Source organism: Leifsonia sp. Root4, from assembly GCF_001425085.1.
In the GTDB taxonomy this organism is placed as follows: Bacteria; Actinomycetota; Actinomycetes; order Actinomycetales; family Microbacteriaceae; genus Microterricola.
In genome coordinates this window covers 351,263-375,310 of the sequence record NZ_LMDN01000003.1, presented here as the reverse complement: position 1 = coordinate 375,310, position 24,048 = coordinate 351,263, and the positions used below count along the sequence as shown (strand labels likewise).

At 63.5% G+C, this 24,048-nt stretch carries 19 protein-coding genes; 6 read left to right on the top strand and 13 right to left on the bottom strand.

The annotated features are described in order from the left end of the window. Positions 1-2 precede the first annotated feature (2 nt). Complete coding sequence (locus ASC66_RS11450; RefSeq protein ID WP_055839394.1) at positions 3-353, top strand: antibiotic biosynthesis monooxygenase family protein; 351 nt, start codon at positions 3-5, stop codon at positions 351-353. Continuing rightward, positions 350-1,246 (top strand): dihydrodipicolinate synthase family protein, encoded by an 897-nt coding sequence (locus ASC66_RS11445; RefSeq protein ID WP_055839391.1) that lies wholly within the window; start codon positions 350-352, stop codon positions 1,244-1,246. Before ASC66_RS11450 ends, ASC66_RS11445 begins: the two co-directional genes overlap by 4 nt. A 231-nt stretch (positions 1,247-1,477) precedes the next feature. Here the strand turns inward: ASC66_RS11445 and ASC66_RS11440 are convergent, their stop codons facing one another. Continuing rightward, complete coding sequence (locus ASC66_RS11440) at positions 1,478-2,740, bottom strand: MFS transporter (RefSeq protein WP_162243505.1); 1,263 nt, start codon at positions 2,738-2,740, stop codon at positions 1,478-1,480. Between the two features lie 123 nt (positions 2,741-2,863). Between ASC66_RS11440 and ASC66_RS11435 the strand changes: the two genes are divergently transcribed. Next, positions 2,864-3,499, top strand: a complete 636-nt coding sequence (locus ASC66_RS11435) for a TetR/AcrR family transcriptional regulator (protein ID WP_157509768.1) — start codon at positions 2,864-2,866, stop codon at positions 3,497-3,499. A gap of 57 nt (positions 3,500-3,556) precedes the next feature. Next, entirely contained in the window at positions 3,557-4,546 is a 990-nt protein-coding gene (locus ASC66_RS11430) for a LacI family DNA-binding transcriptional regulator (protein WP_082492272.1), read from the top strand. 178 nt (positions 4,547-4,724) lie between these two features. On the opposite strand, the gene ASC66_RS11425 is transcribed toward ASC66_RS11430, so the two are convergent. Genes ASC66_RS11425 through ASC66_RS11395 form a run of 7 tightly spaced genes read right to left on the bottom strand, consistent with a single transcriptional unit; the run spans position 4,725 to position 15,662 of the window. Beyond that, positions 4,725-5,738: an SDR family NAD(P)-dependent oxidoreductase gene (locus ASC66_RS11425; protein ID WP_055840360.1), complete on the bottom strand. Its 1,014-nt coding sequence runs from the start codon at positions 5,736-5,738 to the stop codon at positions 4,725-4,727. A gap of 39 nt (positions 5,739-5,777) precedes the next feature. Further along, positions 5,778-6,275 carry a glycoside hydrolase family protein gene (locus ASC66_RS11420; RefSeq protein ID WP_055839380.1) on the bottom strand — a complete coding sequence of 166 codons (498 nt, stop codon included), beginning with the start codon at positions 6,273-6,275 and terminating at the stop codon, positions 5,778-5,780. Then, positions 6,272-7,519, bottom strand: coding sequence for a glycoside hydrolase family 1 protein (locus ASC66_RS11415; RefSeq protein WP_055839377.1), 1,248 nt, complete (start codon positions 7,517-7,519; stop codon positions 6,272-6,274). The genes ASC66_RS11420 and ASC66_RS11415 overlap by 4 nt, the downstream gene beginning before the upstream one ends. Further along, positions 7,510-9,570, bottom strand: a complete 2,061-nt coding sequence (locus ASC66_RS11410; RefSeq protein ID WP_055839372.1) for a hypothetical protein — start codon at positions 9,568-9,570, stop codon at positions 7,510-7,512. The genes ASC66_RS11415 and ASC66_RS11410 overlap by 10 nt, the downstream gene beginning before the upstream one ends. After that, positions 9,557-11,848, bottom strand: coding sequence for a glycoside hydrolase family 3 N-terminal domain-containing protein (locus ASC66_RS11405; RefSeq protein ID WP_055839370.1), 2,292 nt, complete (start codon positions 11,846-11,848; stop codon positions 9,557-9,559). Before ASC66_RS11405 ends, ASC66_RS11410 begins: the two co-directional genes overlap by 14 nt. A gap of 9 nt (positions 11,849-11,857) precedes the next feature. After that, positions 11,858-13,180: an MFS transporter gene (locus tag ASC66_RS11400; protein ID WP_082492271.1), complete on the bottom strand. Its 1,323-nt coding sequence runs from the start codon at positions 13,178-13,180 to the stop codon at positions 11,858-11,860. A gap of 37 nt (positions 13,181-13,217) precedes the next feature. After that, complete coding sequence (locus ASC66_RS11395; protein ID WP_055839367.1) at positions 13,218-15,662, bottom strand: glycoside hydrolase family 2 TIM barrel-domain containing protein; 2,445 nt, start codon at positions 15,660-15,662, stop codon at positions 13,218-13,220. A 110-nt stretch (positions 15,663-15,772) separates the two neighbouring features. On the opposite strand from ASC66_RS11395, the gene ASC66_RS11390 reads away from it, so the two are divergent. After that, positions 15,773-16,732 carry a LacI family DNA-binding transcriptional regulator gene (locus ASC66_RS11390; RefSeq protein ID WP_055839365.1) on the top strand — a complete coding sequence of 320 codons (960 nt, stop codon included), beginning with the start codon at positions 15,773-15,775 and terminating at the stop codon, positions 16,730-16,732. Positions 16,733-17,256: 524 nt separating this feature from the next. Further along, complete coding sequence (locus ASC66_RS18165) at positions 17,257-17,493, top strand: hypothetical protein (protein WP_157509767.1); 237 nt, start codon at positions 17,257-17,259, stop codon at positions 17,491-17,493. 78 nt (positions 17,494-17,571) lie between these two features. On the opposite strand, the gene ASC66_RS11380 is transcribed toward ASC66_RS18165, so the two are convergent. The 5 genes from ASC66_RS11380 to ASC66_RS11360 all read right to left on the bottom strand — a co-directional run bounded on the left by ASC66_RS11380 (position 17,572) and on the right by ASC66_RS11360 (position 23,996). Further along, positions 17,572-19,179, bottom strand: coding sequence for a DUF5597 domain-containing protein (locus ASC66_RS11380; RefSeq protein WP_055839359.1), 1,608 nt, complete (start codon positions 19,177-19,179; stop codon positions 17,572-17,574). Continuing rightward, a complete protein-coding gene (locus ASC66_RS11375) occupies positions 19,176-20,396 on the bottom strand; it encodes a family 1 glycosylhydrolase (protein ID WP_055839354.1) in 1,221 nt (406 codons plus the stop codon). The genes ASC66_RS11380 and ASC66_RS11375 overlap by 4 nt, the downstream gene beginning before the upstream one ends. Before the next feature lie 29 nt (positions 20,397-20,425). Next, positions 20,426-21,256: an ATP-binding cassette domain-containing protein gene (locus tag ASC66_RS11370; RefSeq protein WP_055839351.1), complete on the bottom strand. Its 831-nt coding sequence runs from the start codon at positions 21,254-21,256 to the stop codon at positions 20,426-20,428. Beyond that, entirely contained in the window at positions 21,253-22,992 is a 1,740-nt protein-coding gene (locus ASC66_RS11365) for a dipeptide/oligopeptide/nickel ABC transporter permease/ATP-binding protein (protein ID WP_055840353.1), read from the bottom strand. Before ASC66_RS11365 ends, ASC66_RS11370 begins: the two co-directional genes overlap by 4 nt. A gap of 62 nt (positions 22,993-23,054) precedes the next feature. Continuing rightward, positions 23,055-23,996 (bottom strand): ABC transporter permease, encoded by a 942-nt coding sequence (locus ASC66_RS11360; protein ID WP_055839349.1) that lies wholly within the window; start codon positions 23,994-23,996, stop codon positions 23,055-23,057. Positions 23,997-24,048: the final 52 nt, after the last annotated feature.

Sequence of the window (24,048 nt, the reverse complement as noted above, 5' to 3'; positions counted from 1 at the left end):
CTATGACCGCGACCCCGAAGTTCAGTTCGACATTCATCTTCGAGACGAAGGATCTCACCGACGAGTTCCATCGCTTCTATGGCGAGATTGCGCTGCGTGCCCGCCAGATCCCAGGATTCTTGGGTGAGGAGGCCTGGCACAACGAAGACACCGGCCTGCACGCCGAGGTCTACTACTGGACCGACATCGACGCCCTGCGGAACCTCGTCGATGTGGACACTCACCGGCTTGCGAAGTCACGGTACGGGGAATGGCTCGGCGAGTACCGCGTCGTGATCGCCGAGGTGCAGACCGTCTACGGTAACCCGACTCTCGGCCTTGAACATATCCCCGAACTTGAGGAGAAGTCATGAGCATCTTCGCCGGCCTCAGCGCCTTCCCCCTCACCCCGCTCAACGGTGACGCGGTTGATGAGGCCGCGTTCGTTCGCCTGGTCGTGCGTCTCGCGGAGGCCGGGGTAGATTCGATCACCGCTCTCGGCTCGACTGGTTCCTATGCCTACCTCACACTGGAGGAGCGCGCCCGCGTAGCCCGACTCACCGTCGAACACGCCGGGAGTACTCCGGTCTTTGTTGGCGTCGGGGGCCTGCGCACTTCCCACGTCCTCGCTCACGTCGACAACGCCGAAACCGCGGGCGCTGCGGGGGTACTCCTGGCACCGATGACGTACCAGCCTCTCACCGCGGATGACGTGTTTGAGCTGTACCGCGCGGTCACCGAACACACCCGGCTGCCGGTGATCGTGTATGACAACCCCGGCACCACCCACTTCACGTTCACCACCGATCTCTATGCGAGGATCGCCGAGCTGCCCGGTGTCGCGTCAATCAAGATCCCCGGCCCCACTGATCCCCAGAAGACGCGTGAGCGAGTCGCGGCAATTCGAGCGGTGGTGCCCGAGCACGTCACAATCGGCGTGTCCGGTGACGCCTTCGCAGCCGGTGGGCTGAACGCAGGCTGCGATGCTTGGTACTCGGTCATCGGTGGCACCCTCCCAGACCCGGCGGTGACGATCACCCGTGCAGCATTGGAAGGTCGGCCCGCTGAAGCGGTGGCAGAGTCCGAGCGACTTGCCCCGCTGTGGGGGCTGTTCGCGGAGTTCGAGGGTAGCCTGCGCGTAGTCGCGGCGATCGCTGAGCACCTCGGCCTCGCACCAGAGAAGTGCCTGCCGATGCCGATCCAAGGGCTCACAACTGTTCAGCGGGCGCGGGTTGCCGACGTGGTGGACAAGCTCGACCTTGGCTAGCAGCACGAAAAGCGCCACTCGCCTTCTGCGCCCCGGCTAGATCGCGAAACTGCCGACGGCTTTTGAGTCCGGGGCCGCATTTGATCGTTTTCCCGACCGCAAAGGTGGCGGGGTCCCACGCGCCCTGTTACTCAATGGGTTGCCCCCGGCCGACCGCGGACCCCGTACAACTGACCAAAACGGCGCGCGCACTTGCTCCGCGGGATCATGCCGAGTGTCGGGCGCTCGCGGTCAACGCACCGAGCGCACCTTGGTCACGACGATGATGCCACCCACGACAACGAGCGACCCCGTGATCAGGTAGAGCGCGGCGTAGTTGGTGGCGCTCGCGGAGTCGATCGCCAAAATGAATGGTGCGAGCATCGGCGCGATGGCACTGGGGATCTTCTGCGAGAAGGCAGTGATGGCCATGAACCGGCCGGCCTGCGTCTCGCGATGCGGCAGCACATCCAAAACCATCGCCTGGTTCACGGCGAGGAACATCGCCACACCGAGCGACGACAGCGCGGCTCCGCACAACAGAACAGGAAGCGCCTCAGTAACGGCCATCACGGCGGCGCCAACAGCGAAGACCACCGATGAGCCCAGAATGAACGGTCGCCGACGCCCCAACCGATCCGACCAGGAACCACCGACCAACGCTCCCAGCGTCGAGGAGCCGATGCCGAGCACTGAGACGACGGCGATGATCGGCGCAATGTCCTGCACCGGAATGCCCATGCGATGGGCGTAGAAAAAGGTGCTGTAGGTGGTGGTCAATGAGATTCCCCCAAAGAAGACGAAGCGCCCTAGCCAGTTCCACGCGAACGCCGGAAACTCCCGCGGGCTGAAGCCAAAGCTCTTCACAACGCCCCACGCTGTGAGCCGTTCATCGAAGACCAGACCCCGACTGTCCTCGTCGTGAACAAAGCACACAAAGAGAACCACGAGCGGCGTTCCCACCAGCACGGGCAGCAAGATCACCATGAGCGGATCGCGTGGCACAAGACCGACGAGCAGAATTCCGACGATCGGGGCCACCTGCGCCATCACTCCGGTCAGCCCGGCGACCATGCCTCGTTGACTGGGCGGCAGGCGGTCGGCTTGATAATTGCCGATCGAGCCCATCGCTGTTCCCCAACCGACGCTCGCGATAGCCCAACTCAGCGTCAGGGTGAGGAGATCTGGTGCGAAGGCCATCAACGGCACCGACGCCAGACCGACGATCATGCCGACAACGGTGAAAGGTCGCCTGCGCCCCCAGCTCGACCGCGTGCGATCGCTGAGGATCCCCGTGAGCGGTGCGGCCAGGAGGGTGACAACCGAGCCGCTGCCGATGATGACGCCGAGGAATGCCTGATTGCCCGGGTCGATCTGATCGACTCGGAGCGCCAGCGTGAAGACCATGGGAACCATGAATGCGAGTGCGGAGCCGAAGCTTGCCGCCACGAGCAGCACGATTGTCCAGGCGCCGAGTTTTGTTCCACTGACTTGGGCCTGCCGCTCGGGGAGCACCTCAGTCATGACTGCCTCTCTCGTCGCATTGTGAAATTACCGCTCCAGCGCGATTTTCAAACGGTAGCACGAAATTCGCGTTTCAATGGTATTTTCTCGGGAGAGGAAGTTGGAGAGATCACAGTGAGAGCCACGACCGGCGGGAGCCGCGGACCATACGCCAAGACCGCAGGAGTGCGGCAGAAGATCCTCGACGCAGCCATGGAGGCCTTCGCTGAGTTCGGCTACCGTGCAACAACGATGAAGGATGTCGCAGAACGCGCCGGCATCAGCGCCCGCGGGCTCGTGCACCATTTCAGTTCGAAGGAAGAGCTGCTCACCGCCGTTCTCGCCGGCCACGACAAGGAAGTTGCTCTCCTTGTGCCCCACACCAGCGGACTCGACTCCCTTCTCGGCATGGTGCGCGTTTCCACCAGCAACAGCCTGCGCCCCGGCATCATCGAGCTCTACACGATCCTCTCGGCGGAGGCCGTCGCGCCGGATCACCCGGCCCACGTGCACTATCGCAATCGCTACGAGGCGTTCCGGCTCTACATTCGGCAGGCATTCGATGCCTTGCGGGACGACGGCCGGCTGGTCTCCCCGCTCGACTCCGCCGAGCTAGCCGTCACTTTCACCGGGCTATTAGAAGGGCTGCAGCTGCAGTGGCTCTACAACCGCGAATCCGTCGACATTGAGCGCACGCTGCGAGGCTTTCTGGCTGGAATCGTGCGCGACTTTCCGCTCGACGATTCAGAAGATGCCGAGCGGATGCCGTAGCCCGTTACGCCGTCACCGTCACCGTCACCGTCGTCGGCGTTATGCGAGGATGAACGAATGGATACAAGCGAGGGGCTGAGCCGACCGGCCACGAGTGTCGACGTTGCGCGTCATGCTGGAGTGTCTCGATCGACCGTCAGCAATATCCTGAACGGCAACGACGCACGATTCCCTGAGCGCACTCGGCAACGAGTACTGGACGCAGCTCGTGAACTGCAGTATCGACCCTCGCTCGCTGCTCGCTCGCTCGTTAGCGGCCGCAGCGACACCGTCGTGGTACTGATCCCGAATACGACTTTCGGTAGCAATCTGCAAGACGCCGTCGACCAGATGATGGCCGGCACCAGCAAATTTGGCGGCAATGTCATCGTGCGCTTCGCCGGCAGCACGCCGGATGCCACGATCCATGCAATTACGGCACTGCGCCCACTCGCGGTCGTCGACTTCGGGGTGCTCTCTCGCGCCGAACGCGCCCCCATCGAAGAGTTCGGCACGATCATCGTGCCGAGCCTCACTGCTACCTCAAACGTGGAATCCGACGGTGGCATCGGGCGCATCCAAGCCGAGGCTTTGCTCGAGAATGGGCGGCGCCCGCTCTGGTTCGCGGCCCTCGCCGATGCACGCCTTGACCCATACGGCCCCCGCCGCTACCTGGCCCTCCGTGACTATTGCGAGGGCGTCGGCCTGCCGGAGCCCCGGCACCTCGAAGTGCCGCTGAAGCTTGAAGGTGCGATAGCCGCGCTGCGGCCGATTGTCGACGAGATGATTCCGGCTGGCATCGCTTGCTACAACGACGACGTCGCCGTTGCTATCTTGTCCGCCGCCCGTGAGCTCGGCGCGAGCGTGCCAGACCGGCTAGCCATCGTGGGCGTCGACCACACCGCACTCGGCCAGCTCTGGTCGCCGCGACTCACAACGGTGGACACCGACTTTCGTGGCATGGTGCGGGGGCTCGCTCACGATTTGAGCGTGCGGCTCGGCAATGAGCAAGCATCGGATGCCCCACCCGCGCGACACTTCACGCTTGTGCATGGCGACACCGCGTGAGCTCCCCTCCCACGTCAGCGGAGTGAGGAACGATCGAAGCCCAGAGCTCTTGTCGGATACCGTATCTGGCAGCGCAGGTGGCTTCGGTCGTTGGCGCTCCCCCGCGCCAACGTGGAAGGGGCCCGCGAGTATCCCGGTCGCACCCGTGGACGCCCGATAATCGCGAGTGTGGGAACGCCTAGAAGGCGGACTCTCCGCCATCTGAGGCGAGCAGCGCGCCGCTGATGTTGACGCCGTCGTCGCTGAGCAGGAAGGTGATCGATGCGGCAAGCGCCTCGGGAACCGCCATCGGCGCATCCGCCACGTGCTCGTTGATGCGCGCGCGGCCGAACTCGCTGGTGTTGCCCGGCCGCATGCCGGTCAGAGTTCCGCCGGGAGCGACGGAGTTCACGCGAATGCCGAACTGCTCGTACATATAGGCCGAGCTGCGGGTGATTCCGAGCACGGCGCTCTTGGAGGCGGTGTAGGCCAGCCCGGCGGAGGAGCCACGCAAGGCGGCCTCTGAGGCGATGTTGACGATCGAGCCACGCCTGGCCGCGATCATCAGCGGCATGACGGCACGTGTAAGTCGGATGACGCCGAACACGTTCACGTTGAAGACGCGCTCTAGCATGGCGTCGCTAACCTCGTGGATGGGTGAGAAGTCGTCGACGATGCCGGCGACGTTGGCCAGGGCGTCCACGTGGCCGCCGGATGCTGCGATGACGGTGTCGACGTCGGATTGCTGGGTGACGTCTCCTGCCACCGGAACGATGTTCGCCTCGGGCAGGGATGCCGCGAAGCCATCGAGGCGCTCCTGCGACAGGTCGACAGCGATGACCCGGCCGCCCTCGCGCGCGATGCGGGATGCCACGGCGCGACCGATCCCGGACGCGGCACCGGTCACGATCACGGTCTGCCCGTCGAAGCGGCTCGGTGCGATGCGCTCCCGCCACCCAATGCCGGTGACCGCCGCGGGGTCCGGAGCCACGCCGCCGTTGACCTGCATCTCGAGTGTCCGGGCGAGCCCCTCAGGCGCGTTGCCGGAGGCCGACAGCAGGCGGATGAGTGGGATATTGCGCATGATCCGGATCGCGCTGTCATCCATTCCCGCCTGGGCGGCAATGCCCGCGATGATCTGCGAGCCCGCGGGGTGGTCGAGCCACGCTCCAATGCTACTTTCCGTGGACAGTACGACGGGGGTGGTAGTCATGCTCTTCTCCTGTGTTCGGTGTTTGTTCACGCGGAATCCTCAATGCGCCATTCGTCGAGCCGGTCGATGCGCGGCAGGCCGCCATCGAAGCGAATAGGAAGCCATACGTAGTCGGCGATCGCCGTGTTCTCGCCGGATCTCGTAGGGTCCGAGCAGCGAATCGGCGGTGAGCACGGTTGACGCCTGGGTGTCGTGTGAGCCCTCCCCCATTACCTTGAGCCAGGCGATGTACTTGTTGGTCGCCTCGTTGAGGATGATGTGCGGGCTGTCCATCTTCTGTGCCGGATGCAGTGGTGACGACGGGTCGTCGGGCACCGGCGGAATGATCAGGCCGAGATCCTCCCAGGTGTAGAGGTCGCTCGAAGAGTAGGCGCGCGCACCCCAGTGCCAGTTGTCGCTGCCGGGCGTCGTCTGCTCATTGTTCTCGTCGTACCAGAAGTAGGTGCCGTTCTCGACAAATATTGAGGCGCCATGCGCCTGGATGCGGGTACTGTCAGTGTTGAGCCAAGGTCGGCCAGGCTTGAACGAATCGTTCACAGGATGCCTGCTCCGTTGTTCCGTGCGATGTCGCCCAGCCTGTAAGCGCTGCCCTTCGGGGTGCGCTCGAATGTAGTGCGGTCGACGGCGACGAGGCCGAAGGTGACCTCGTAGCCGTGCACCCACTCGAAGTTGTCAATGAAGGTCCAGTGCAGGTACCCACGAACATCGAGGCCATCGCCGAGCGTGTGGGCAACTCCCTCGAGTGCGACGGTCGTGTAGTCGATCCGGCGGGTGTCGTCCGCCGTGGCGATGCCGTTCTCGGTAACGATCATCGGCACGCCGCCGGTGACCAGCGCGGTGCGACGCAGCGCGATCTCCAGCGCATCTGGCCGGTAGGCCCAGCCGGCCAGAGTCAGCTCTGCGCCCTCCGGCGCGCCCTCGAGCCCGTTGGGTCCAACGAGCTGGCTCGTGTAGGCCTGCACCCCAACCCAGTCGTCAGCTCGAGAGGCCTCAAGGAATGTGTCTTCCCAGACGCGCTCGTAGTACGCCAACTTGTCTTCGTGGCCGTCACGGGCGACCAAACTCTGAACGGCGATGGTCCAGCCCACCTTCACGTCCGTCTTCGCCTGCAGGATGTCGCGCGCTCGGGCATGAGCACGCACCAAAGTCTGGGTGGCCTCCTCCTTGGGCTCCGGCATCGAGAATGAATTGATTCCGGCCTCACCGTTCACCGGTGACATCGCTTCGCGCATCCGCTGCAGCACCGCTGCCGGATCCGGATACTGCAAGGGCGTAGACATCTGGTACATCACGGCGAACATGTTCGGCTCGTTGATGGTCGCAACCCAGGTCACTCCGTGCAGGATGGGGCAGACGGCATCCACATAGTCGCCGAAGCGGTCGACGGCGTCTGCCGAGCTCCAGCCGCCCTCCTTCACAAACCACAACGGGCTCGAGAAGTGGTGCAGGGTGACGACGGGCTCGACGCCCTGGGCCAGGCAGTAGTCGATGATGCGCCGGTAGTGGGCAAGCTCCGCGACGGAGAAATTGCCGCGGGTGGGTTCGACCCTTGCCCACTCGATGCCGAAGCGGAACGAATTGAGACCGAGGGACTTGAGCAGGTCGATATCTTCCTTCCAGCGGTGGTAGAAATCGACAGCGTCGCCGCTGCGGTCGGTGAAGGAGGAGCCGGGCACTTGCTCGAGTGCCCACATATCGCTGTTGACGTTGTTGCCCTCGTTCTGGTGTGGAGCACAGGACGCACCCCAGAGGAACCCAGCAGGAAATGAATTTACGGCCATGGCACGAACCCTTCAGTAGCGACATCCCACGATTCGGGGAAGCCGTTGGTTGCGAGCATCGAGATCGCAGCGAGCAGCGATCCGTTGCCGGGCAGGTAGATCGGCAGAATGGATCCCATCTGGCTGTTGTGGCCCACGAGCGTGAACTGGTTCTTCACCTCGTCACGCAGCAGGGCATCGATGGCGATGTCGGGCCGCGCGAGGCGGGATGCCGTCATCGCGATCACGGGAAAGTCCCAGCCCCAGGCCGACGGCCATTCCCAGGTCTCGAGCACGTCGAGCAAGGTCGCCGTCATAATTGCGGGGTCGATGACCGGGGTCGGCGGCAGAACGCCTAGGGCCATCAGCAGCGACGGGTGATCGTCGCGTCGGAGGAACGGCTCTGTGGCGATCGCGGTGTAATGGCCGTCGATGATGTGCGGCTTCGCGAGGCCCTCCTGCACCGTTGTCCACGTCAGCTCGCGCTCGAGCCCAGAGCGCTCGCGCCAGCGCTGGGCGATCTCGAGGCCCCACCACCACGAGGCCAACTCGTACGTCGGGTCTTCGGTGGTTGTCACGTCATAGAACTCCTGCGCTGGCATGATCGGCGAGAGCAGGTGGAAGGCACCGTCGCGCTCCTCAGCGAATGCAGCCATGAACGTGGCGGTTGCGTCGACAAGTTCGGCGAACTCGAGCGCAAGCGCGCTCTGCTTGTGGGGTGAGGATGCACGCCAGACGAGTTCGAGCATATAGAGCACGTGCGGCTGCTGCCAGACCAGAAAAGAGCCGATCGGGTCCGGACTCTCTCGCCCGTCGGGCCCCACCTGCTTTGGCCAGCGTGCGCCCGGATAACCCTGGCCGACCGCGATACCACGGGCCTTGTCGAGGATCGACAGGTACCAACCCAGGCTCCGCTCCAGCAGCTCGGGCCGGCCCCACGTCGCGAAGTGGGCGGCGTGCCAAAAGTGCATTTCGAGGTGGGATTTGCCTGACCAGGAGTTGGTCGCGAGTCCGGTTTCTGCTGGCGGCATCACGCCGGACGAGTTGACGGCGGTGAGGTATTGGGAGATTGTGACCCGTCGCTCGAGTTCGCTGGCACGGGCATCCTTCGTTCCACCAAAATCAACAGCTGCACCGGAGAGCCAAAAACGCTTCCACGACTCGGCCGAGGCTGCGGCGACGGTATCGAACTTCGGTAACGGTTCGGCAACTGCCGGAGCGAAGCGCGCCAAGAGATCGAGCTGCTCGGTGGAACTCGTGAGCTCGAAAGTGTGTGGCGCGACTTCGCGCACAGAGCCGCTGCTGAACTCGAGGTCAACGCGATAGCTCGTACCATCGAGTGTGCGCAGGATCGTCGCTGCATTTCCCGACGTGGTCAGGGAGGACGTGTGGGCCTCAGGACGATTCCAGTCCGCGGTCTGGAAGAAGCCGGCATGCGCGTACGGAAAGCGCAGGGCGATACGCAGGCGACCATCGGCAAGTAGGGGGGATTCGATGCGGAAGGCGACGATCGAATCATCCGGATCCGCCGTGGTCTGCACCGCAACCTGCTCACCCTCGTATCGGAACGTGCTGGTGATCCTGCCCGACCAGAGATCGAGGTGCGCTCGAGCATCGTCCAGGTTCTCCGGGCCGCCCTCGATGCTCAAGCCGATACGACCGAGGTCGAGTCGCTGCGGGTTGGCGTTCAGCCACGCTCCCGGGCGATTCTCGTCGCTGAGCTGGCCGCGCATGGCCCCTTCCATGTCGTGCCGGTCGGGGTAGCGCACAGTGCCGCGTCGGGTGACGTGGTCCGACATGGAATCCTCGAGAACGTAGCCCTCAGGATTCGGCATCTCGTGCCAGCCCCACGAACTCATCGTTGCGGTGTTGACAGCTGCGCGCCCCTGCACGATGGCCGTCGCCTGGTCGTGGAACGATGTGAAGGTCTGCATGCCCGTGATATCGGCGGTGTATGCGAAGTCGCCGTTGCCAACGGTGAGCACGTGCTCGGGATGCGCGGTGGTCACCACGACGTTGTGCCGCCGTACAACCGCGACGCGGTCGATCGTGTCGCCGTTACCCGACTTCATCGAGAGCCTCCTGGACCGTGAGCACTCGGGTCAGCTGCGCGGTCGACGTGCCGCCGACCCACAGGTCGATGGTCGTCGCGTCTTGCACCCACGAACGCGTCGCGTCACTCCAATGGCGCAGCTCATCTGGCCCCAGCGTGAAGGCAACCGAGCGGGTCTCGCCGGCTGAAAGGGTGATCCGTTCGAAGCCCTTGAGTTCGCGCACGGGGCGTGACGACGTACCGTATCGCTGGTGGATGTAGAGCTGAACGACCTCATCTGCCTCCCGGTCGGAGGTGTTGGTCACATCCACGGATACGGTTGTCGATTCGCCCACCGTGATTACGGAAGATGCGAGGCGCGGATTGTCGTACTCGAATGACCCGTAGCTGAGCCCATAGCCGAACGGGTACAGCGGGGTCGACTCTTCGTCCCAGTAACGCTCGCCTTGCTGCTCGGGTTGGAACGTACGCAGGTGTGAGTAGATCATCGGCACCTGACCGACGTGGCGCGGCCAGGTGAATGGCAGGCGTCCGGCCGGCGAAACGTCGCCGAAGAGCAGCGCCGCAACCGCATCACCGCCGCGGGTGCCCGGATACCAGACCTGCAGGATCGACGGGACGTGCTCGTCTGGCCAGCGAAGGTCGAGTGGGCGCCCAGACATCACGAGCACCACGACCGGTGTGCCGGTCGCCACGATACGCTGCAGCTGCTCGAGTTGCCGACCTGGCAGGTCGAGCGTGGAGCGCGACGCGTTCTCCCCAATCTGGTTCTGCCGCTCGCCAACGACCACCACAGCCACGTCAGCGGATGCCGCCAGCGTCACAGCAGCGTCGATTTCGGCATCGTCGTCATAGTCAGCTGGAGTGTTCAGGACTGTCGGATCCTGACGGTCGAACATCGACGCGAAGAGTCGGGACGGAATCCCGGCTCCAGGTGCGTAGTCGACCAGAGTGCCGTCAGCGACGCGAGCGCGAATGCCATCCACAATGCTGACGGTCTCCTCCGTGTTGTGGCCGAAGACCCAGGGGCCGAGGGTGTCTCGCTTGCTGTGCGCCAGCTGTCCGATCACGGCGATCGAGCTGAGTCCGGCCGGGTTGAGGGGTAGCGCGCCATTGTTCTTCAACAGCACTGCCGTGCGCTCTGCGGTCGCCCGCGCCAGCTCACGATGCGCGGGGTCGTCGAGCACACGAGCAGACGCATCCTCGCCCACGTAGGGGTTTTCAAACAGCCCGAGCTCGAATTTCGCGGTCAACACGCGACGCACGGCCGTGTCGATGGTCGACTCGTCGACGAGCCCTTCGCGGACAGCTTCCGGGAGGGTTGCGAACGCCGGATCAAACATGCACATCTCCATGTCGAGACCGGCGGACACCGCGCGAACGGCCGCATCCACCGGCGAGGCCGCGAAATGCTGGGGCTCGAGGGACTTCACGGCGTTGGCGTCTGACACCACGAAGCCCTCGAAACCCAGCTCGTCTCGTAGCACATCGCTCAGTAGCCAGCTGTTGCCACTCGCCGGCACCCCGTTGAGGTCCATGTACGCACTCATGACGTTGGTTGCCCCCGCGTCGATTGCCGCTTGGAACGGGGGCAAGTACACGTTGCGCAACTCTGAGTCGGATATCTCCGCCTCGTCATAGTCGCGACCGCCCCGCGCTGCCCCGTAGCCGGCAAAGTGCTTCGGACCTGCGAGCACCCGGTCGGCACCGAGGTCGCCCTGAAACCCTCGAACGCTTGCCGCAGCGACGACGGAGCCCAAGTACGGGTCTTCGCCTGCACCCTCGACGATTCGGCCCCAGCGGGGATCGCGAGCAATGTCTACCATGGGCGCGAAAGTCCAGTGGATTCCCACCGCCCGTGCTTCCCTGGCTGCGACCGACTGGGCCGCCTCGATCGCTGCCGGGTCCCAGGACGCTGCCTGTGCAATTGGTACAGGAAAAATCGTGCGGAGCCCGTGAATAACATCGAACCCAAAGATCAGCGGTATGCCGTGGTCCGTGCCTTCGACCGCCAGTTTTTGGAGCCGGTTGGCCTGTGCCGCTTTCATCACGAACAGCACCGAACCCGCTCCCCCGGCCGTGATGGCGGCTTCGACCATCTGTGGCTGCCGCACGAACGCCTGCTGCTCCGGCGGCAGCGAGGCGATGTCGAGATCGGCGGGCACGTCGCCAAGCCCGCCAAAGTAGAAGTACTGGCTCAACTGGCCCGCCTTGTCCTGCACTGAGAGCCTCGAGAGGAGGTCGCTGACACGGACATCAATTGAGAGGGAGGCGTCACGGTATGGAAGGTTAGTCATGCTGATTTCTTACTTGGAGCCTCGTACGAAGATCATCACGAGCGTGCCGCCGACGAGCGTGCACGCGGCCGCGACGAGAAGAACGAGGGCGTAGTTCTTGTCGCTGCCTGCCACCCCGATCAGAAGAAGTGGAACGGCAATGATGGGGGCGACTGCCTGCGCAATCGAGGTTGCGTAGCCGTTGATACCAATGAATCGCCCCGCATCCGCGTCGCGATCAGGAAGCACGTCCAAGACGATCGCCTGGTCGACTGCCGAGAAGACACCGAGCCCGAGGCTCGTGATGATCGACCCGGTGATCAGCACCGCGGTGACCGAACCGCCGGTCGCCATGATGATCGCGCCCACGGTGAAGGCGATTCCGGCGAGAAGAACGAAGATGCGGCGGCGCTTGAGCTTGTCAGAGAGAAAGCCTCCGAGCATCGCGCCGCCGGCGGTCGCTACGACGCCCAGAAGCGCGAGAATCGTGATGAGACCACCGATGTCTGCCACTCGCCCGCCCTCGGAGAGCCGTGAGGCGAAGAATAGCGTGGTGAAGGTGGTCGCAAATGTGACACCGAAGTTGAACAGAAGCCGGCCGAGCCAGTTCCATGCAAAGTCGGGGTGCTTGCGGGGGTCGAACACCATGTTGCCGAGAACCTTGCGCAGGCCGAGCTTCTGCTCGTGAACTCGGTCGAGGCTGCTCGGTTCCTTCACCAAGAGCACGAAGAGCAGGAAAAGAATCAAGCCGAGGGCGCCGGGCACCAGGAACACGAGGAAGTTGTTGCCAATGAAGGCGCTGGCGAGTCCGACGCCCATCACGGATGCGATCATCTGAGCGACGCCGCTGAGTCCGGCGACCTTACCGCGCTGCTCTTCTGGCAGCCGGTCGGCCTGCGAGAGCATCAGGACATTCAGTGCTGTGTTCCAGCCCAGTGCGGTGATGACCCAGCCCACCATCAGGAGCGGGATGCTGGGGGCAGCCGCGATGAAGCCCAAGCCCAGCACTCCGATAATCGCGCCGAAGAAGGCGAATGGACGTCGACGGCCAAACCGACTGCGTGTCCGGTCGCTCCACATGCCGGTCAAGGGCCCAGCGATCGCCGTGATCGCGGCTGCGATCCCGATGACGTAACCCAGGACCTCGACATTGTCCGGCGCCAACTCCTGCACCCGCAGCGACAGTGAAAGACCGATGGGGGCAACCAGCGCCGCGAAACCACCGACAGTTGCCAAGATGAGCAACCAGATATATCCCGCGCTCACGCGCGGACGCAGCACGTCCGAACCGCTCAAAGCGTCGTCGGCGATCAGGCCAGCCACTTCGGCGGCGGGCGTTTCATTGTTTGTCATGTCGTGACTCCTTCGTCAGTGATGCAGCTGTTTAGGTTCAGCGGGCGCTGAGGGTGGTGACGGCGGGCTGGCATCCCTCGGCGACCGCAGTCACCGTGATCTCGCCGGCACCGGTCGGACGCACGACGGCCAACGCCCGCCCATTGAACGTGGAGTGTTCTGCCGCGGTGAAGATTTCGGTGGTGACGGGGTTTCCGCTACCGAGGGCCGCCAGCGTGGCCGGCCCCTCGAGCGTGACCGTGATGGGGCGATCGACGTCGTTGCGCACGATGCCGGATCCGTCGCTCAGGCAGAGTTCGACGAAGCCGAGGTCCGTGCCGTCCAGACGCAGCTCCGTGCGCGTAGCTATGGCCTGCAATGCAAGGCATGCCGCGGCCGAACGGATGCTGAACCGCCCCGTTTCGACATCCGCCACGTAACTCACGGCCGTCAGCTCCCCCGGCGCATAGACCGTGTCGAACGCCACCCGGAAGTCTTCGACCACCGCGCGGCCGAGCGAGACACCGTCCAACTGCAGCTCGACTTGCTCGGCGTCGCTGTAGACGTCCACCGTGACCGGCTGGCCCTCGAAACCCTGCCAGCTCCAGCTTTCGATGGCGTCGCCCCACGCCCACGGCGTCGAGACAGCAATGGCACGGCCGAAGTTGGCCGGCGGGTTGACGGCAATGTATGGCTCGCTGCGCAGGCCGAAGACGATCTCGCGAAAGTACGAGACGGGGCGGCGGTGACCGATGATGTCGATATCGCCACACCACGCGGTGAGTTCGGGGAACCCTCCGGAGAAGGATGATGCTCCCCCCAGCGCTTGGTCGACGTAGCGCGTGGAGCCGATGCCTGTCTCACCGAGGTAGTCCCAGCCGGTCCACGTGAAGTCGCCGATGACGTGGCCGTTCTCCTCGACGAGCGCCCAGTTGCCGACGATCGACGTCGGCCACGTCTCGGTGCCGACGATGATGCGGTCGGGGAACAGCTCGCGGTCGAGCTCGTAGCGGGCGTCCGCGTAGTTCATGCCGGCCACATCGAGCACCGCGTAGGACTCCTCCGTACGCTCCGTCGCCGGCTGCGAGGTCTGAATGTGGCTCATCATCTGACCGAATCCGGCCATCATCGTGTTCACGCCGCCTGCCGGCTCGGCCGCCACGGCATCCCGTCGCGCCTTCATCTGCGGCACAATCGTGTCGAGCATCGCGACGAAGCCGTTGATACCGTTCGTGACGTAGCGGTTCGGGTCCAGCGAGCGCACCTTCTCGGCCAGTCGGCGCCCCCAGGTGGTGCCGATGGGGCTACCAGTCTCGGGGATTTCATTGCCGATCGAATAGAAGATCACGCTCGGGTGATTGATATCGCGGGCAACCATCGCCTCAACGTCCCGCTCCCACCACTCAGGGAAGTCGAAGGCATAGTCGAAGTCGCTCTTGCCCGAGGTCCACATGTCGAATGTCTCGTCCATCACGAGCATGCCGAGTCTGTCGCAGGCATCGAGCAATGCCGTCGACATCGGGTTGTGGGCGCTGCGGATGGCGTTGAATCCGGCCTCCTTCAGAATGCCCACGCGCCGCTCCTCTGCCGCACGCATCGAAACAGCGCCGAGCGGACCGTTATCGGAGTGAATGCAGGCACCACGCAGCTTCACGCTCTCCCCATTGATGCGCAGACCGTGCTGCGGGTCGAGCTGCAGTGAGCGGATGCCGAAGGCCACCGTCTGCTCGTCGACGACCGAATCGCCGTCGGTGAGGGTGAGCCCGAGACTGTACAGGGTGGGGGCGTCGACGCTCCAGAGTTCCGGATCGGCCACGTACAGTCGGTGCCGCACGGTCACACGTGTTCCGGGCATCAGCGTGACGGGCGAGGTGGCGGAGGCCACGACCGCTCCTCCCGCGCCAAGCACGGCTGCGTCAAGCCGAAGAGTCGTTGTCAGCGCACCGGAGTTCTCGACCTCAACGGCAACTTCGACGGTCGCCCGGTCGGACTCAATGTTCGGCGTCGTCACGACAACGCCGTCCGTGGCGATGTGTGTGGGCTTCTTCACGACGAGATGCACGTCACGATAGATGCCGGCACCGGCGTACCAGCGGCTATCGAGATGAGTGCGGGACTCGACGCGAATCTCGTTGTCGCCTCCGAAGTTCAGGTACGGGTCGATCTGCACGAAGAAGCGGGAGTATCCGAACGCACGCTGGCCGGCCAGGTTGCCGTTGACGAACACGGCAGCATCCCGGTAGACGCCATCGAACTCGAGCAAAACCCGATTGCCACGCAGTTCCTCAGACGCCGAGAACGTACGCACGTACTCGAACGCACCGCTCGGAAAGTGGCCGTTCGTCTCGCCCCGCGTGACGTCGGCACTGCGCGGCTGCTCGAGCAACGCATCGTGCGGAAGCACCACTTCGGTGAACTCGGATGCCGACGACCCGCCCAGCTCCATGAACGCCGTCACCTTGGTTCGGAAACGCCAGCCGGTGTTGAATATCTCGCGGGTCATTGCTCTGGCTCCAGTACGTCGTTGTGAGTAAGTCGCGTTGGTATCACGCGTTACTGATGGTATCAAAGCATGATTGGTAACGCGCGTCAAATTTTGGCTAGGCTGATGTCATGATCGCGACCAGCGAAGATGTGGCCAAGCGCGCCGGAGTCTCGCGCGCCACGGTGAGCCAGATTCTGAACGGCAAGGGCCAACGCTTCGCGAGCGATACCAGGGAACGCGTTGAGAGAGCGGCAGCCGAACTCGAGTACCGACCCTCGGCGGCAGCCCGCACCCTGGCCAGGGGCTCCAGCGACATTGTGCTCGCACTCATTCCGAACACCACATTCGGTGGAAATCTGCAGGACATCTTCGAAGCGGCCACCGAGGAACTCGCTCGTCGCGGCCTCAACCTCCTGCTCCATCTCTCGACCCCGACTACTGCCTCACTCGACCGAGTGGTCACGGGTATGAAACCGCGCGCTGTCATTTCCCTCACGCCGTTCTCCCCGACAGAACGCGAGCTCCTCAGCGAACGCGGAGTCAAGGCATTCGACCCTGTGGCCTCGATCCCACGGCAGGACGCCAACTTTGACATCGGGGCCCTACAAGCGCAGCACCTGATCGAGCGCGGCTACAGCCGACTCGGATTCGCCCATCTGCAGGACGCCCGCCAGGACCCATTCGGGCAGGGGCGAGAGGCCGGCGTTCGTGCACAGTGCGCCGAGCACGGCTTGCCGGAGCCGATCATCTTGCGACTCGACATCAGTGCCACAGCCGCCCTGATTGCCGTCGACAGCCTTGATCTGCCGGGGATGGGAATCGCCTGCTACAACGATGACGTCGCCACGGCGCTGCTCTCCGCCGCCAATGCGCGTGGATGGAGCGTTCCCGAGGAACTCGGCGTCATCGGCATGGACCACACCCCGCTCTCAGCAGTAACGATTCCGCCATTGACGACGATTGGCTATGACCAGAAGGCTGCCGCGTACAACCTGATCACCGCAGCCTTGTCCGGAATCGGCGAACCGGTGACCGACCGGAAGCTGGCCGATGTGAACTTCGCACTCGTCTCACGCCAAACCTGCTGAGCCTCAACGTCTTCGGCTCATTTCATCAGGCTCCAGTTGTTTGCGATAACGCTCGGCCCATCGCTTCAACGTCGCGTCACCACCTGTCGGTGAAATCGCGTAGTCCAAGTCGCTCTTGCCGGAGGTGCACATATCGAAGATTCCATGATGAGCATTCCGAGCTTTTCGCATGCGTCAAGCATCGCCGTGCTCTTGGGGCTACGCGGACTACGGATGGCGTTGAAGCCGACTGCCTTGAGCCGAGCAGTCTTGCGTTCCTCCGCTGCCTGCATCGAACACCACATCAAGGGGCCCGCTGTCGAACTGAACACCGGTGCCTCGAAACCTGACCAGCTCATCGTTGATGCGCAAGCCGTGGCGCGGAGCGCGCCGGATGAAACGGATTCCGAGAAAGACGGTCTCTGTCTCCTGGGTGGACTGGGTTTGGGGAGTCCGTGCTCCGGAGGCCGACTCAGGGACGTGGACTCGCCGCTGCACCGTCGCTCGCTCACCCGGGAGCAGAGTGACGGGATAGGAATGTGCCGGTGGATGCCCCGGTTCTTCTCGACCTCAGCTACGTTATCGACGACGGCGGATTTAGCTTCGATGACTGGGGAATCCATGCGAGTACCGTCGTTGATGACATACGCCTGATCTTTGGCTATCACCTGTACTTTGCGGAAGCATCGGAGGAAGAGAGTCAGGCGACCATCCCTAGGCAGCAGAACCGCCGAGCTCCTGGAACGCAGTGGTGCGTCGACGGAACTCCCAGCCGTCATTGAACAGAATCCGCGAACAGTCCGACGACTGGGAGCTCGATGGGCAGTAGGGGTGGTGGCAACTATGAATGCTTGCGCGCGTCAGTATGTATAGGTCTTGATGCGAACCACGCCGGTGGACGACGTCGAGATCGCAATCGGAAAGATTGAAGGAGCTACGGCGCCTAGCGCGTGGAGCCGGATCGATGCCCCACTCGAACTCTCGTCTCCGTTCAGTTCGGTGACGATCTGTCCGGATCCGTCAGTAGCGATCTCCGATGCACTCTCGATCCCGGTCTTGTTCCCCTCACTGTCTGGGAAGGACACCGTGAACCCGCGACCAGCCGCAAGAATCTCGCCCGGACTCTCCTCCACCAACACGCCGTAGGCGGGAAAAGGCGGAAGCTGCCGGAAGGAGTCGGACGCTTTCACGACGACGAGGGTCGATCCGATCATCAGTTCCTGCTCCTGCTGACTTTCGGTCAAGGTGAAGCCGCGTGAGGCGCGCTGGTCGTTCTGCTGCAGGGAGTCGGCGACGACAGCCAGAATGGCGTACGCGTCGGACAGCGCCTCGGCTGACGGCTCGGACGAGTCGAACGAGTCCACGCCGAAGGGCGACACGCCAATCGCACGATAGGCGCCGACAGCAACGAACATCTGCGCGACTCCTCTGACGCTTCGACGCATCTCGGGGATGAACAGCCGGCCGCCGGACGCACGTGAGTATGTATCCATGGTCGAGGAGAAGTCCCCAAAATAGAAGTCCGGCGCGATGAAGTCCAGTGTCGGTGCCGCAGCGCACCACAGAGCAAGCATTCGCGGTACCGGACCACCACTGGGGTAGTCACCAGGGTTCATACCGCCCGCCAACGCGAGGTCCGGCGGATTGGGCATATCCAACTCGAGCGGGCTGTCCAGCCAGACATTCACAAACATTGGTATGTCATGCTCGGCCTTGCCCGCGGCCGCGATCTCGTCGATGTAGCGGGCGTAGGCGTAGGCCATGAAAGTTTCCTCAGCCTCCTGCGATGTTCCTAGGACAGCCCCCCACGCATCTTCTGGGCTGGCATCAACTTTTGGTCCCGCGAGCGTGAGACGCGAAAGTCCAGCTGCCGCGACGGTTTGAAAGAAGCGCTCGGGCACCGCCGCATCCCAGACATTCTGGGCGAGCTCGCTTCGGTCTCTCGAGTCGCCCAACAGGCCCACTTCGTTCTCGACCTGCACCATGATCGCAGTGTGGGCAATGTCCACCTCGCGGAGGTGGGCCATGAATGCTCGGAACGCGGCAGCATCGGCGGTTCGCGCTTCAGAGGAGAACGGCGAGAGGTGCTCGATCCTCCCTTGCTCACGGACTTCCGCACGCGGGAAGCGCGCTGCGTCTCGCTTCACCCAGCCGGGAATGTAGCTGGACATCCCGTTCTTCCAGGACCCGAACCACAGAGGAACTAGCTTGAGGTCGAAACGTTCAGCGGCTTCGAGCATGATGTCCACGAGGGAGAAGTCGAACGTCCCCTCCGTCGGCTCGAGCAACGACCACGCCACCGGGGCCAGGACTGTGTTCGCCCCGAGTGCCGCAACCTTTGCGAACGACCGTTCGATGGCAATGGCAGTGCTGGAAGCGGAGTTGTGCGTCTCTGCGGCGAGTACGGTGAACGGCAGACCATCGACGAGGAGACGAGTTCCACTGATCCGCGGCAGCCCGGCCGTCATTCGGAACTCGCTTCGTCCAGTGCTCGCCCATTCGTGGCAGCAATCCGACCAAGCCAGCCCAAGCTCGGCTTCGCGGTACGCACGAACGTCTCTCTGTCGACGGCGATGAGCCCGAAAGTGGGCGCCCAGTGCCCCCATTCGAAGTTGTCTAGTGCGCTCCAATGCAGGTACCCCACGGTGGTGATGCCGTCATTCATCACATCCTTCAACGCGCGAAGGGCTCCGTCGGTGTATCGGATTCGCTGTGCGTCGTCGGCCGTGGCTATTCCGTTCTCGGTCACCATGATCGACACGCCCTGCGTGACCTCCCAGGCGTGCCGTACGGCGATCCCGAGGGCATCGGGACGATACGCCGTCCCGACCAGAGTGTTGTCGGGCAGTTCGGGGTGGGGAACAATGCCGTTCGCGTCGACGGTCTGGGACGTGTAGGACTGCACACCGATGAAATCGTCCCCACGCGCACCGATGAGGAACGGGTTTTCCCGAGCATCGACGATCTCCTGCCACACCGACTCGTTGCCCGCAGTCGGGACGAGCGCTTCATTCGCCACCGTCCACCCCACCTTCGCGGAGGTCCGCTCGCGAAGGATGGCGCGTGCGGCGTGGTGCGCCGCGATGAGGTTTCGAGTGGCTTCGGGGTCAGGGTCTGGCAGATGAGTCCGGCGCGGGTCTTCGACGGTCGGGCTCGTCCAACCCTCGTTCTGACGAGCAAGGTGGTCTTTTAACATTCGAACCATGAACGCGAGCATGTTGGGTTCGTTGATCGTGCATACCCACTCGACGCCGTCGAGAATGCTGGTGACCTCGGTGACGTAGGCCGTGAAACGCTCGAGGAAGCGTTCGCTCATCCAGCCCCCCTCCTCGTCGAACCAGAGCGGGCTGGAGAAGTGGTGGAGTGTCACCACCGGAGTGAGGCCAAGTTCGAGGGCCTTGTCGATCATGCGGCGATAGTGAGCAAGCTCCGCCCTGGAGAAGTGCCCTGGGGTTGGCTCGATCCTTGCCCATTCGATGCCGAAGCGATACGAGTTCAGTCCGGCGTCAGCCAGCAGTTGCATGTCCTCGGCGTACCGGTGGTAGCTGTCGAGCGCGTCGCCGCTGCGCTCCATTCCGGGGCTGCGTTGCTCCCTCGCCCACCAATCACTGTTGGTGTTGTTTCCTTCGATCTGGTGGGGCGCACTGGCTGCACCCCAGAGGAATCCGTCAGGGAATCGAATCACTGGGCTCTTCTTTCGTTGTGGCTGGGCGTTTAGGAGGACGCTGCGGCAAGGATGCGACGGCGCATCTCTCGGCGCTCGCGTTGGCGATCCGGGTCGGCGGTGGGAGCGGCGAGGAGGAGGTTGCGCGTATATGGGTGAGCTGGGTTGGAGGTTACCTCGGCGACCGGGCCGGTCTCGACGATCTCACCTCGGTACATGACGGCGACTCGGTGGCTGATGTGCCGGACGACCGCCAGATCGTGGGTGATGAACAAGTAGGAGACGCCGGTCTCGTTTTGGATGCTCATGAGTAGGTCCAACACAGTCGCTTGAGTGGTCAGGTCCAGGGCGGAAACAGGCTCGTCGCACACGATGAGCCTCGGTGACAGGGCGAGAGCACGGGCGATTGCGATGCGCTGACGTTGACCGCCGCTGAACTCGCGCGGGTAACGATCCTTCGCGTCGGACGGAAGACCGACCTTGTCCAGTAGCCCCGTCACGATGGACTGCGCCTCGATCGACTTCATGCCCTGCGCGGCCAACGGCTCGGCCAGGATGTCCGAGATCTGCATCGCAGGATTCAGCGATGTATACGGGTCTTGGAAGATGACCTGCATATCACGAGCGAGAGCACGGCGTCGAGCGCCGTTGAGGTGGGTGATGTCGCGCCCGTCCAGCTCGATGCTGCCACCCGTCGGTTCAGCGAGCCCAAGAACGGCTCGACCGATGGTGGTCTTTCCCGAGCCGGACTCTCCGACCAGCCCGAGCGTTTCCCCGGGTTCGATATGGAGGGAGATGCCGCGGAGCACTTCAGGAGACTTCTTCAGGCCCTTGCCTGTGTAGCGCAGCCGCAGGTCGCGTATCTCCAGCAGGGCGGTCATCGGATCTCCTCGAGCGTGCCTTCAGCGATCCAGCGAGCGTCCTGGCGAACAGTGTCCTCGTCGAGGATGGAGCCGATGAGCTGCTGAGTGTATGGATGAGAGGGATTGTGGAAGATGGAGCGAACGTCGCCCTCTTCCACAAGCTCTCCTTGGCGCATGACCAGAACGCGGTCACAGAGGTCAGCGACAACGCCGAAGTTGTGGGTGACCAACAACACGCCCATGCCGAGCTCGCCCTGGAGGTCGCGCAGAAGGTCGAGGATTTCCGCTTGGACGGTGACGTCCAGTGCCGTGGTGGGTTCGTCAGCGATGAGGAGCTTCGGGCGCGGGGCGACAGCGCCTGCGATGAGCACGCGCTGCGCCATGCCCCCGGAGATCTGATGGGGGTAGGACCTATAGACCCGGAGCGGGTCGGCGATTCCTACGCGTTCGAGGAGCGCCAGAACTGTGGCCGTGGCTTCGCGCCGGCTCATCGATTTGGTGAGGTTCCCCACCAGCTGGCTGCCGATGGTGAAGGAAGGATCAAGATTCGACATCGGCTCTTGCGGTATGTAAGAAATTACGTTGCCTCGCATTCGCCGCAAGGCGTTCGATTCCTTCCCGAGCAGCGAGTCTCCAGCGACAGACATCACGTCAGCCGTAACTTGGGCGTCCGGCGGAAGCAGACCGAGGATGGAGAATGCCGTCTGAGTCTTGCCCGACCCAGACTCTCCCACGACCCCGACGATCTCTCCCGGGTTGACGTCGAGGGAGACACCTCGAACGACCTGCTTCACGGATCCGTCCGCTTGTGGGTAGCTGACGCGGAGGTTTCGGACAGCGAGGAGTGTGCCCGCTGGCGCACCCGCCTCCTGCACGCTGGCCCCTACCGCGCTCTCCCCCGACGTGGGGTCGCTCTTCCGCTGGCGACGTCGGGTGCCAGCCGATCCTGGTTCAGCAAGCGCGTCCCGGTAAGCGTTGCCGAGAAGCACGAACGAGCCATTAAGCAGGGCGAGGAACAGTGCCGCCCATACCAGCTGCAGCGGATACCGGTAAATGTTGACGAACGCATCAGCTGTCATCGCGCCGAAGCTCGGAGTTTGAGTAGATCCAACACCCAGGAAGGCCAGGCCGGCCTGCACGCCGATGGCGGCGGCAGCGAGGAAGGCTCCCGAGATGATGATTGGGCCTCGAACGACGTAGAAAATGTGTCGCGAGAGGATCCGGCCGTTGTTGAGGCCCGACACCCGAGCGGCGTCGACGTACAGTTCGTTGCGCACGGCGACCACCTGGTTGCGAACCAGTCGGAAGATGCCGGGAGCGAGGAAGAGACCGAAGATGGCCATCATGATGCGGTAGTCGCTGCCAGTGATAGGCGAGAGTACGAGGACTAGCACCAGAGCGGGGAACGTCATGATCAGGTTGAAGGTCCAGGACGTGATGGAGTCGGTGCGCTTGCCGATGTAGCCGGCGATGAGACCAAATGCCGTTCCGACCACGATGCCCACTCCGGCTCCGATGAGCGCTGAGATGAGCGAGACGTTGATGGATTCGAGTACTCGGGCCCAGATGTCCCGGCCGTACTGATCTCCACCGAGCAGGTAGCCGGGGGATCCGACCGGCGCGTTGATGAAGTCCAGCGAGCTGTAGTTCGCATCATGGGGCGACAGCACGGGCGCCAGAAGACCGAGGGTAATGAGTCCGGCCAGCACGATGAGGGAGCCGATACCGGTCGGTTTGCGCAGCAGGCGCCGCACAGCGCCTTCGCGCTTCTTCGCCCGTGCCTGCGGTTGCACGGTGGCTTCGATTTCGAGAGTGGTCATGAGACTCGAACCTTCGGATTGAGCCAACCGTTTGCCAGGTCGACGAGGAGATTGACGATGACGACAAGCACGACGCTGAAGAGGATCACTCCGAGCATCACCGGGAGGTCGCCTTGTACCGTGGCTTGGAAGGCATAGTTGCCGTAGCCGGGGAGGGCGAAGATCTTCTCCACGAAGAGCGCCGCGCCGAACATGGTGATGAACTGCAGCGAGAAAGTCGTCAACGCGGGTCCCGCAGCATTTCGAAGCGCGTGCTTCAGCAGGATCTCGCCTTCCGACGTGCCCCTGCTCCGCAGCGTACGAACATAGTCGCGACTCAACTCGTCGATCAGTGAGCCACGAATCTGCGCCGCTAGCGCAGCGATCCCACCGATGGAGAGCACGACTGCCGGCAGGATGATCGATGCGAACCACCCTCCGGGTGAATCGGAGAAAGGCACGAATCCGATTGCTGGGACCCAGTGCAAGCTAATTGCGAAGACGTACACCAGAACGATTCCGAGCACGATGGCGGGGAAGACAAACGCGATAGTCGAAATCGCCTGGAGTACGACGTCAAGCGCACCGCGCTTCGCGGCGGACGCGACGCCGAGGACAACGCTCATGATGAGGGTGATCACCGCGGCCACAACGACCACCGACATGGTGACGGGCAGTCGCGATGCCATCGCGTCGACGACCGGCTGACTGTTGAAATACGACGCCCCGAGGTCTCCACGGAAGACGCCACCCAGCCAGGAGAAGTACTGCTCGAAGATCGGACGATCCAGGCCCAGCTTGGCATTGAGCGCGTCGAGCTGATCCTGGCCTGCGTTCGGGCCGAGGATGTTGCGTGCGACGGGCAGATTCGCACCGTAGGTGAGGAAGAACGTGATGGCCGTCACGACGAAGATGAGGACCAAGCCGGAGCCGAGGCGTCGGGCGATGTATGCAATCACAAGTGCTCCTGGGGTGCGGGGGCTACTGCCCCCGCACTTAGGTAGAAGGAAA

What these genes read in the sequence shown, in the direction of transcription:
- ASC66_RS11450 (WP_055839394.1), top strand. Translation starts at nt 3, where the DNA reads ATGACCGCGACCCCGAAGTTCAGTTCGACATTCATCTTCGAGACGAAG.
- ASC66_RS11445 (WP_055839391.1), top strand. Translation starts at nt 350, where the DNA reads ATGAGCATCTTCGCCGGCCTCAGCGCCTTCCCCCTCACCCCGCTCAAC.
- ASC66_RS11430 (WP_082492272.1), top strand. Translation starts at nt 3,557, where the DNA reads ATGGATACAAGCGAGGGGCTGAGCCGACCGGCCACGAGTGTCGACGTT.
- ASC66_RS11425 (WP_055840360.1), bottom strand. Translation starts at nt 5,738, where the DNA reads ATGACTACCACCCCCGTCGTACTGTCCACGGAAAGTAGCATTGGAGCG.
- ASC66_RS11415 (WP_055839377.1), bottom strand. Translation starts at nt 7,519, where the DNA reads ATGGCCGTAAATTCATTTCCTGCTGGGTTCCTCTGGGGTGCGTCCTGT.
- ASC66_RS11410 (WP_055839372.1), bottom strand. Translation starts at nt 9,570, where the DNA reads ATGAAGTCGGGTAACGGCGACACGATCGACCGCGTCGCGGTTGTACGG.
- ASC66_RS11405 (WP_055839370.1), bottom strand. Translation starts at nt 11,848, where the DNA reads ATGACTAACCTTCCATACCGTGACGCCTCCCTCTCAATTGATGTCCGT.
- ASC66_RS11400 (WP_082492271.1), bottom strand. Translation starts at nt 13,180, where the DNA reads ATGACAAACAATGAAACGCCCGCCGCCGAAGTGGCTGGCCTGATCGCC.
- ASC66_RS11395 (WP_055839367.1), bottom strand. Translation starts at nt 15,662, where the DNA reads ATGACCCGCGAGATATTCAACACCGGCTGGCGTTTCCGAACCAAGGTG.
- ASC66_RS11390 (WP_055839365.1), top strand. Translation starts at nt 15,773, where the DNA reads ATGATCGCGACCAGCGAAGATGTGGCCAAGCGCGCCGGAGTCTCGCGC.
- ASC66_RS11380 (WP_055839359.1), bottom strand. Translation starts at nt 19,179, where the DNA reads ATGACGGCCGGGCTGCCGCGGATCAGTGGAACTCGTCTCCTCGTCGAT.
- ASC66_RS11370 (WP_055839351.1), bottom strand. Translation starts at nt 21,256, where the DNA reads ATGACCGCCCTGCTGGAGATACGCGACCTGCGGCTGCGCTACACAGGC.